General features: G+C 67.8%; 9 protein-coding genes and 1 pseudogene (1 of these 10 running past the window's edge). 6 read left to right on the top strand and 4 right to left on the bottom strand.

Annotated features, from left to right (window positions below):
• Together FrCorBMG51_RS12515 and FrCorBMG51_RS12510 are read left to right on the top strand one after the other, a co-directional pair.
• On the top strand, nt 1-586 hold the 3' end of the coding sequence (locus FrCorBMG51_RS12515) for an acyl-CoA synthetase (protein WP_047223240.1). Its footprint begins 989 nt before the window's first position; only the last 586 of its 1,575 coding nucleotides appear in the window; the start codon falls outside the window, past its left edge; its stop codon occupies nt 584-586.
• Nucleotides 587-958: 372 nt separating this feature from the next.
• Entirely contained in the window at nt 959-2,188 is a 1,230-nt protein-coding gene (locus FrCorBMG51_RS12510) for an NAD(P)/FAD-dependent oxidoreductase (RefSeq protein WP_047223239.1), read from the top strand.
• A 135-nt stretch (nt 2,189-2,323) separates the two neighbouring features.
• On the opposite strand, the gene FrCorBMG51_RS12505 is transcribed toward FrCorBMG51_RS12510, so the two are convergent.
• The 4 genes from FrCorBMG51_RS12505 to FrCorBMG51_RS12495 form a co-directional block, all read right to left on the bottom strand.
• Nucleotides 2,324-3,001, bottom strand: a complete 678-nt coding sequence (locus tag FrCorBMG51_RS12505; RefSeq protein ID WP_052914623.1) for a TetR/AcrR family transcriptional regulator — start codon at nt 2,999-3,001, stop codon at nt 2,324-2,326.
• Nucleotides 3,002-3,405: 404 nt separating this feature from the next.
• Nucleotides 3,406-3,531, bottom strand: coding sequence for a hypothetical protein (locus tag FrCorBMG51_RS32535; protein WP_268760559.1), 126 nt, complete (start codon nt 3,529-3,531; stop codon nt 3,406-3,408).
• 265 nt (nt 3,532-3,796) lie between these two features.
• A complete protein-coding gene (locus FrCorBMG51_RS25195) occupies nt 3,797-4,477 on the bottom strand; it encodes a hypothetical protein (RefSeq protein ID WP_139342246.1) in 681 nt (226 codons plus the stop codon).
• A gap of 331 nt (nt 4,478-4,808) precedes the next feature.
• A complete protein-coding gene (locus tag FrCorBMG51_RS12495; protein ID WP_047223238.1) occupies nt 4,809-5,579 on the bottom strand; it encodes a hypothetical protein in 771 nt (256 codons plus the stop codon).
• Between the two features lie 882 nt (nt 5,580-6,461).
• Here FrCorBMG51_RS12495 and FrCorBMG51_RS33135 point away from each other — a divergent pair.
• The 4 genes and pseudogenes from FrCorBMG51_RS33135 to FrCorBMG51_RS12480 form a co-directional block, all read left to right on the top strand.
• A pseudogene (locus FrCorBMG51_RS33135) lies at nt 6,462-7,043 on the top strand (MlaE family ABC transporter permease); the annotation flags it as partial.
• 76 nt (nt 7,044-7,119) lie between these two features.
• Entirely contained in the window at nt 7,120-7,413 is a 294-nt protein-coding gene (locus FrCorBMG51_RS28225) for an ABC transporter permease (RefSeq protein ID WP_235433529.1), read from the top strand.
• 13 nt (nt 7,414-7,426) lie between these two features.
• The gene (locus FrCorBMG51_RS12485) at nt 7,427-8,275 is read left to right on the top strand and encodes an ABC transporter permease (protein WP_047223237.1); all 849 of its coding nucleotides are present in this window, start codon (nt 7,427-7,429) and stop codon (nt 8,273-8,275) included.
• A 14-nt stretch (nt 8,276-8,289) separates the two neighbouring features.
• On the top strand, nt 8,290-8,598 hold the full coding sequence (locus FrCorBMG51_RS12480; RefSeq protein WP_047223236.1) for a hypothetical protein: 309 nt from the start codon (nt 8,290-8,292) through the stop codon (nt 8,596-8,598).
• The last annotated feature ends 71 nt before the right edge of the window (nt 8,599-8,669 follow it).

Here is an 8,669-nt window from a genome sequence, read left to right as displayed (position 1 = left end):
GCTGCGCAAGCCGGGATCGGTGGGGCAGGCCGGGCTCGGCGTCGCGCGGATCTGCGACGACGACGGCCGTGAGCTGTCGGCCGGGAAAATCGGAGTGGTCTATTTCGAACGTGAGACGCTGCCGTTCCAATACCACAAGGATCCCGCGAAGACCTTGAGCGCACAGCACGTTGACCACCCGAACTGGACGACCACGGGCGACATCGGTTATCTCGACGACGACGGCTGCCTGTTCCTGACCGACCGCAGGGCGTTCACCATCATCTCCGGTGGGGTCAACATCTATCCCCAGGAGATCGAGGACTGTCTCGCCCTGCACCCGAAGGTGCATGATGTCGCGGTGATCGGTGTTCCCGACCCGGAGATGGGTGAGTCGGTGCACGCGGTGGTACGGCTACCGCCGGGCGTGGCGCCCAGTGCGGAGCTCGCCGAGGAACTGCACACTTATGTCCGGGAACGGATCGCCCGATACAAGGCTCCGCGGGGGATGGATTTCGTGGACGAGTTACCGCGTACTGAAACCGGCAAGCTCGTGAAGTGGGTGCTGCGTGAACGGTACCTGCGGGCAGCCGGAGTCACCCCGTGATGACGACAACGGTCGATACCTGCAGCGATCAGGGAGATCTTGTAGTGGCCGGGGACGAGGTGGCAGCCCAGACGGTCCGGGCTGCGGCTGGTTGGTTTCGCAGGCCTGTTCGGCCGAAATGTTGTAGCGTACGCCATGAAATCCCTCGGTAGCCGGCGGTCCGGAGGTGTCGATGCCACGATTCGTGCCGTGGCCATTTTTTGATGACCATGGTATGGGCCATTCGCATGGTGGTATGTACGTATTTTCTCGGTGAGGTGCGCGTTGCACTTCGATGATCATGGCGGACGCGGCAGTTTATTCCGCATTCAATGATGGCCTGACTTCAGACAGCCTGAAGCGACCAGCTCGGAACAGAAAGGTGATCGGGCCATGACGTCTTCCCGCCCGCGTCTTGTCGTGGTGGGCGCGTCCCTCGCCGGGCTGCGCGCTGTCGAGGCCGCGCGCCGCCACGGCCACGACGGGCCGATCACGCTGGTCGGCGCGGAGGAGCATCTGCCCTACGACCGGCCGCCGCTGTCCAAGGCGTATCTGGAGTCGGGGGAGCCACCCGTCGTGCAGTTCCGCGACGAGTCCTACCTGCGCGAACAGCTCGGTGTCGAGCTGGTGCTCGGCCTGCCCGCGAGCGCGCTGGACACCGAGGCGCGGACCGTCCTGGTGGGGGAGCGTCCGATCGGCTACGACGCGCTCGTCATCGCCACCGGCGCGCGGGCCCGCCAGCTGCCGGGGGGTGAGCAGCTCGCCGGCGTGCACACGTTACGGACGCTCGACGACGCGCTGGCGGTGCGGGCCGCGCTCGACGCGGGCGCGCGGACCGTGGTCGTCGGTGCCGGGTTCATCGGGTCCGAGGTCGCCTCCGGCGCGCGCCGGCGCGGGCTGCCGGTGACCATCGTCGAGGTGCTGCCCACCCCCCTCGTCCGGGCGGTCGGCACGCGGATGGGGGCCGCCTGCTCGGCGCTGCACCAGGCGCACGGCACCGACCTGCGCTGCGGCGTCGCGGTCGACACCCTCCTTGGGAACGGCAGGGTCGAGGCCGTGCGGCTCGTCGACGGCACGGTGCTGCCAGCCGACCTGGTCGTGGCGGGGATCGGGGCGAGCCCGCAGACCGACTGGCTGGCCGGCTCGGGCCTGACCATCGACAACGGTGTGCTCTGCGACGAGACACTGTGGACCGGTGCCCCCGGCGTCTACGCGGCCGGTGACGTCGCGCGCTGGCCCAACCCGCTGTTCCCCGGGCACATGCGGGTCGAGCACTGGACCAACGCCGCGGAACAGGGCACGCTCGCCGCCACGAACGCGCTGAACCCCGACGACGCCAAGCCGCACGAGAGCGTGCCGTACTTCTGGTCGGACTGGTACGACCACCGGATCCAGTTCGTCGGCGTGCCACAGGCCGACGAGGTCCAGGTGGTGTGGGGCAGCGTCGACGAGCACCGCTTTGTCGCCCTCTACCGGCAGGGCGACCGGGTCACCGGCGCGCTCGCCGTCAACGGGGCGCGAGAGATCATGAAGTATCGGATACAGATCAGCCGGCGTACCTCCTGGGCGGACGCCCTGACGTTCGCGGCCGGGCGCCCCGCGGCGACACCGGCGTCCGCGTGAACGGACCGGGTCTTTGACGTCCGGCTCAGTTGGGGCCCTATAGCAGGTCGCCGAGGCTGGGTGTTGCGGAGCGTACCGTGACACCCCGGCCTGAGCGGCCGGCTACCGGCAGGCCATGGTCGAGGGGACCGTGGGTCAGGGGCGCAGCGCGTGCAGCACCATCGACTGCGCCGTGGTGATCAGCGTTTCGAGCGGCCCGCGGTCCGGGTGCCACCACTCGGCGGCCCAGTTGAGGGCGCCGAGCACGAGCATGCGGGCCAGCGGGGGATCGACGTCGGGGCGTAGCTGGCCGCTGGCCTGCAGGGCGGCCACGAGCTCACGCCAGATGTCGTTGTAGGCGGACACCTCCGCGAGCGCCCGCCGGCTGATGGCCTCGGGCAGCTGGTTGGCGTTACGGATGATCGCGTGCGAGTAGGCCGAGATCTCCAGCTCGTGACGCAGGTGCGCGGCCACGGCGGCGGCGATCCGCTCGGACGGGGNNNCGGCGATCCGCTCGGACGGGGTGGCGTCGGACGGCAGCGCGGCGAGAGCCTCCTCGAGATGTGTCCGCATCGCCGCCGCGCCGACGAACATGACCTCCTCGATGAGGTCCTCACGCGACGGGTAGTAGTAGTAGATCGCCGGTGCCTGCACACGGGCCTGTGCGGCGATGTCCGACAGCCGGGTCCCGCTGAAGCCCTTGCGGCTGAGCACCTCCGCGGCCGCGTCCAACAGCCGGCCGCGGGTGCGCGAGGACTTCGACGCGCTCGCAGCCTTCGACGTGGTCGCCGCCTGCCCCTCGCCCCTGACGCCGTCGACGGCGTTTTTTGCCACGGTTCAATAATAGGACGCTCCAGCGCCGCGTCCTGCCGAGGCGCCCATTGCTCCCGGAGCGCGGTACGCACAGGCGATCACCGGCAGCGCCCCTGGCGAACTCAGGCCACTCAGGCCGCTCAGGGCGACCGGCTGGCCGGTAGCGACATCGACAAGCGTCGTGCCGTACACCCGGCGCGGCGCATCGCGAAGTCGTCCACCACGATGTTCGCCAGACGCGACGCAAGACCCCACCGCCACGGAGGTCGCATCCGCCCTGTGGTCGTAGTCATCTGACACAGTCGGTCAACACCGAGAGGCCGGTTCGGTTTCAAGATCGTTCTTGGCTCCGGAGAACACCCGTAGAGCCAGCTGTGAGCCCGCTGCTTTCCGGGACTGCCGCGACGTCCCCACGGTGTGCGTTGTCATGGGCCAGGTGTGGCGTGCTCCCCTTCGGTGAAGGCGGCGAGTTGTTCGCCGACACCGTCGAGGACAGCGTAGGCGCGGATCTCCCGCCGGACGGGGGCGGTTCCGCCCGCCGTCCCCGCCACGCTGTCGGCGGTATTTTCACCGTCGGTGTGGCTCGGCCGCGGGGCGGGACGGTCGGGGCGCGTAGAAGCGCACGCTGGCCTCGGTATGCGCGACCGCGCTCCAGCAGGGCCGGTCGAGGGCTCTGCCCGCGGCATCGGGCAGCCAGCGGGCAGGCTGATGACAGGGTATGACCGTACAGGGATGCCAGAGCTCACCGGGTGGGGTGGGGTTGCTTCGGTGTTGCGGGCGCGCGGGGGATGCGGTGGCCGCGCGCCCGCCGGCCGGTTACAGAATTTCGATGTTCGAGATCTTCCAGCGGCCGTCCTGGTTCTCCAGGACCAGTCCGAGGTGTGCCGGGCCGGAGGAGTTGGACTGCTGCGCCGAGGAGCTCTGCGCGGCCTGGTCGGCCAGTACCAGCACGTCGGCGCGGTTGCCGTTGAGCGCTGTCACGCCAACGGCGTGGACGGTCGTGGTGACGCTGACCCCTCGCGCCGGGGCCTGCTGCAGCAGCGGTCGATAGAGCTGTTCGTACTGGTCGGTCGCGCTTCCGGTCAGGGAGTCCTTGGCGGCCTGCTCGGTGGCGGCGACACTGTTCGGGTTGACCGTGAAGACCGTCTCCACGGTCTTGCCGATGTCCTGCATCAGGGCTGTCGTGGCGGCGGAGTCGACGAAGGCGTCATTGGTCGACAGGGGATGACGGCCAGCCTTGTCCGCGTGCACACCCAGCGCGATGGCCGCTGTGACCGCGGCCGCCAGACCCGCCACGAGAGCTACGAGAACCTGGACGCGGGCGAGTGCGGGAACGGCGGGCACGGTGGATCGCCTCCGCGCGCCACCGCCGGGGGTGCGCGGCCCCACGCGCGGTTCACCGGTGGCGGCCGCGGGGCTGTCATCCGCCGGTTTTCCGGTCGCCGCGTCCAGGGCGGACCCGTCGCGTTCCCCCCCGTCGGCGGAAGCCTCGGGCACCTCAGGCACCTTGGAGGCGCCGGAAGCGTCGGGTAAGTCGGGCGTCCTGGGCGCGGCGGGCGCTTCAGGCACCTTGGAAGCGTCGGGCGCCTCGGGCGCGGTCAAGGCGTTCGACGCGCCGTCCCTGGCTTCGTGATCAACAGTGGTGTCGACGCTGGGGTCGGCCGTGAGGTCGACATCGCTGTCGCTGTCGCGCCGTTGCCGGTGAGACGGTCGCCGCCGCCCCGGTGCGGACGGATGCATGGTGGCCCTGTCGGTCCGGGAACGGTGAGCGGATGTCACAGGGGCGTCCTTACAACTGTGAAGTGACCGGATGACGTACCGGGTGATGTCATGTCCCCGCCGGGACCGTCTGGATGGAGCTGAGCTTCCAGCCGGCGGCTGTCCGTGTCACGTCGCCGGTCAGGCGGGTGCGTTCGGTGGTGGCCGGCTGTCCTTCGGGGACCGAGCGGATCTCGATGACCGCGATCACCTTGGCGGTGCCGGCGTCACGGTCGAACGCGACGAGGCCGCCCTGGATGAGCCGCGCGGTGCTGACGGTCCTGGTGTCGGTGATCGTTTTGGTGATCTGTGCGTTTTCCTGCCGGACCTTGTCCTGAAGGGCTCCCGTCGAGGCGTTGGCCCAGCGCTCCAGGCCCTCCGCCGGCTGGCGGTAGTCCACTGTGTTGAATATGACCATGCTGTCCTGCCCGGCGGTTATCGCGGCATCGCGGTCGGCCGTGAACGTGGCCTTCGCGTTGTCGCCGGATCTCTCCTCCGCCCACCAGCGCAGGCCCTGCCAGGCAGACGCGGCCACGGCGATGACGAGCAGGCCCGCGAGTACGAATCCCGTGACCTGGCGCGCCCGGGGATAGCGGGGTGCCGCGTCGCCACGGCGGGAGCGCTGGGCACGCCGGGAGCGCCGGGCGCCGCCGGTGGGGCCGGCGGGCCGTGCCGGCTTCCCGTCGGCCCCGGGGCGGTCACCGGGCTGCTCCTGCTCCTGTGCCTGGTCCCGCTCCTGGTCCTGCTCCTGTCGGATGCTGGTGTCATCCTCCGCGTCCTGGTCGTGGCCTTCGGCCTTCCCGTTGTCGGCGGTCTTGCGCGCGGTCAGTCGAAGCGCCATGACCGATGAACCCTCCTGCCTGCCTGGCTGGTGACCGTGCTTTCGTAGGCATCGATCTGTTCAGCCGGTGTCATGCCGACGGCGCGGCGTCCTCCGCCGGAGTCCGCCGTCCGTCCAGGGACAGCGAATCCTGAAAGTAGTCCGCTCCGCGCGTCAGTGGAATCTCTCTCGTGGAGAAGTTCCGCCCTTCTATGGGGTGACTACCGGCGGTGCGCGCGGAGCCGGGGCACCAGCACACAGCGGCGGTGGGACCGACGGGCGTCGAATCACCTGCGCCGGTGTGCCGCGCGGGTACCGAGCCGCTTCCCGTTCTCCAGCCGTCGTGTTTACAGGCCGGTTCTTCCCCGCTCGCCTGGGAGTCGGCGTTCCGGCTGTTATCCAGGCGCCCTCTTCCGGTCCGTCGACAAATCCAGTAGTTTTGTCAACAATAGTGATTGTTGTGTATTTGTTGATGGTTATTTATTGTGCGATGTGATTTTTTGGCGCTGCCCACCTGCCCCGCCAGCTGCCCCAGCACCTGTCCCCGCGCTGTTCACCCGGCGCTGTCGGGACAGGTGTGTCATAGCGGGGGCGTCGTCAGGGTGATGCCAGGGCATCCAGTGTCATGGTGCATCCAGGGACGGTAGGGCCGGGCCTGCCTGGTAGGGTGGATCTCCCCCCTGTCCCACCCCAACGGGTAGGTCAATTCCTCCCCGGGGATGTCGCGACCGTGCTTCCCGCTGGAATAGGTTCATGGTCCAATAAAGATCCAATCCGTCTGGTGAATCTGGTACGGCGAGGTTCCGTACTCCGGTGAGTGCCCGAAAGCGACGGGAACCCCGTTGACGACGGCACGGTGGGTCCGCGAACGTGATACAGCGCCGAGCTGATGCAGGGAGACAGATGACGCACCAGGTTGCGACCGGGCCCAGCCATCACCGCTCACGTTCCGGCTCCCTCGCCGGGGGCGTTATGACGAGGCTGCCACCGCTTCTTCAGCGAGTAGCCGTCGACGTCGGACAGAGCGGGCAGTTACTCGGGCGGCTGGTGTCCACAGCGGTACGCCAGCCACGCGGGTACTGGGGGAGCACCCGTGACGAGATGTACGCGATGCTGCGCTTCTGCTGGCTGCCGTGCAGCCTCGCGGTCGGCGGCTTCACCTTCCTCATCGCGAACTACGCGTACGACCTGCTCAGCCTGCTCGGCGGGCACAACCGGATAGGCACCTACTTCGTGATGGCGAGTATCCGGGAGATCTCGCCGTTCTGTACCGGCATGGCCGTCGCGGGGGTGATGGGCACGGCCATGACCGCGGACCTCGGCGCCCGGCGCATCCGGGAGGAGCTCGACGCGCTGAAGGTGCTCGGGGTCGACGCGACGCGCACGCTGGTGCTCCCCCGGGTACTTGCTATCACGATCATGACGGTGGCCTTCACCATCATCGGCGGTCTGCTCGGCATCATCATGGCCATGATCTCCGCGACCGTGCTCGGCACGACGTCCACCGGTGGTTACTTCGGTAGCTTCCTGTCGAGCCTGACCGCCNGGCATCATCATGGCCATGATCTCCGCGACCGTATTTGGCACGACGTCCGTCGGTGGCTATTTTGCAAATTTCCTGTCGAGCCTGACCGCTCCCGAGCTGGTCGGTGTTCTGATCAAGTCCACGCTCACCGGCCTGTTCATCGGCATCGTCTGCGCGCAGAAAGGGCTCACCGTGCGTGGTGGGTCGGAGGGTGTCGGACGGGCAGTCAACGAGGCGGTGGTGCTGTGTTTCGCCGCCGTATGGGTGATCAACTTCGTGGCGAACGCGACGATGCTGGGCCTGAACCCCGACATGTTGGTGAACCGGTGAAAGGCGTTCGACGATGACCGTGACCGACGAGCGGAAAGAGGCCACGCCGGAGCCGGTGAGCAGCGGTGGCGGTGGCTTCGGTTCCTACAGCAGTGACCGGTCGTTGGTGTACGACCTCGGTGAGATCGCCAGGTTCGCGGCGACCTCCGTGCGCCGCATGCCGGGTGTGCGGCACTACGGCTCCGAGGTGTTACGCCAGGCCGGGATCATGATCCTGTCCAGTTCTGGGATCATCTGGTTCATGATGGCCATGCTGGCCGCGGAGGCCTCGTTGGAAGGCCACTATCTTCTCAGCCAGCTGGGCGCCGGCAGTTATACGGGAGTGTTCACCTCGACGGCTGACTACACGGTCGCCCCCGAGATGTGGGGGTGGATTCTCTCGGCGAAGGTCGCCTGCGGGCTGGTCGCCGAGCTCGGCTCGATGCGGATCAGCGAGGAGATAGACGCGCTTGAGGTCATGGGCCTCGACTCGCACTCGTATCTCATCAGCACCCGGCTGCTCGCAACCATCGTCGTCACGCCGTTCATGTTCATCATAGGCACCGGGATCATGTACTGCGTCCAGTATGTGCTGAACGTGCACGTGTTCCACAGTGTGTCCGCGGGTGGGTATCTCTCCGTCTTCTGGGCCTTCCAGACCCGGCAGGACGTGCTGTTGTCGCTGGCCATGGGTGCGATCATGGGAATGATGATTGTCATCGTCGGCTGTTACTACGGGTACACGGCCAGCGGTGGGCCGGTCGGGGTCGGCAAGAACACGGCGAAGTCCATGGTGATCAATCTGGTCATCGTCAGCGTGGTCGGGGCGGTGTTCCAGCAGATGTTCTTCGGGTCGCTGACGCGCGCGCCCATCGGGTACTAGACCATGTCCGGCAGATGTTCGACCGCATGGGCGGCACCGCGTTCGTCTCGCTCGACACCCGTCAGAGACGGCACGGCGCGATGAGTGACGCGATGTTGGCGCAGTTCGCGTTCGCTGCCGTGTTCTTCGTTATCGGATGCTGGGGGCGACGACATGCCGCCGATCTCGTTTCTCGGGCCCTTTCCCGCGAAGCGCGGACGGCAAAGGAACAGTCGCTGCGTCGGGGGGCACGCTACTGCCAGATCGTCGCGGTGCTCTTCATCGTGTTCGGGGCGACCGGGCAGACCTTTCCCCTTGGCCTCCCATTTGACGGTCCCATGTAACGGGAAACACGGATCGTGATGGCAGCACTGTCGATCGGATACGGGCGAGACCCGGGCTGGGAGGTGCCCGC

The sequence above is a fragment of the Protofrankia coriariae genome, assembly GCF_001017755.1.
Lineage (GTDB): Bacteria > Actinomycetota > Actinomycetes > Frankiales > Frankiaceae > Protofrankia > Protofrankia coriariae.
Note: the sequence above shows the minus strand (reverse complement) of the source record. Positions and strands in the feature narration are given on the sequence as shown.

Coding starts and splice junctions, on each gene's coding strand:
- FrCorBMG51_RS12510 (WP_047223239.1), top strand. CDS start 959: ATGACGTCTTCCCGCCCGCGTCTTGTCGTGGTGGGCGCGTCCCTCGCC.
- FrCorBMG51_RS12495 (WP_047223238.1), bottom strand. CDS start 5,579: ATGGCGCTTCGACTGACCGCGCGCAAGACCGCCGACAACGGGAAGGCC.
- FrCorBMG51_RS28225 (WP_235433529.1), top strand. CDS start 7,120: ATGATCTCCGCGACCGTATTTGGCACGACGTCCGTCGGTGGCTATTTT.
- FrCorBMG51_RS12485 (WP_047223237.1), top strand. CDS start 7,427: ATGACCGTGACCGACGAGCGGAAAGAGGCCACGCCGGAGCCGGTGAGC.
- FrCorBMG51_RS12480 (WP_047223236.1), top strand. CDS start 8,290: ATGTTCGACCGCATGGGCGGCACCGCGTTCGTCTCGCTCGACACCCGT.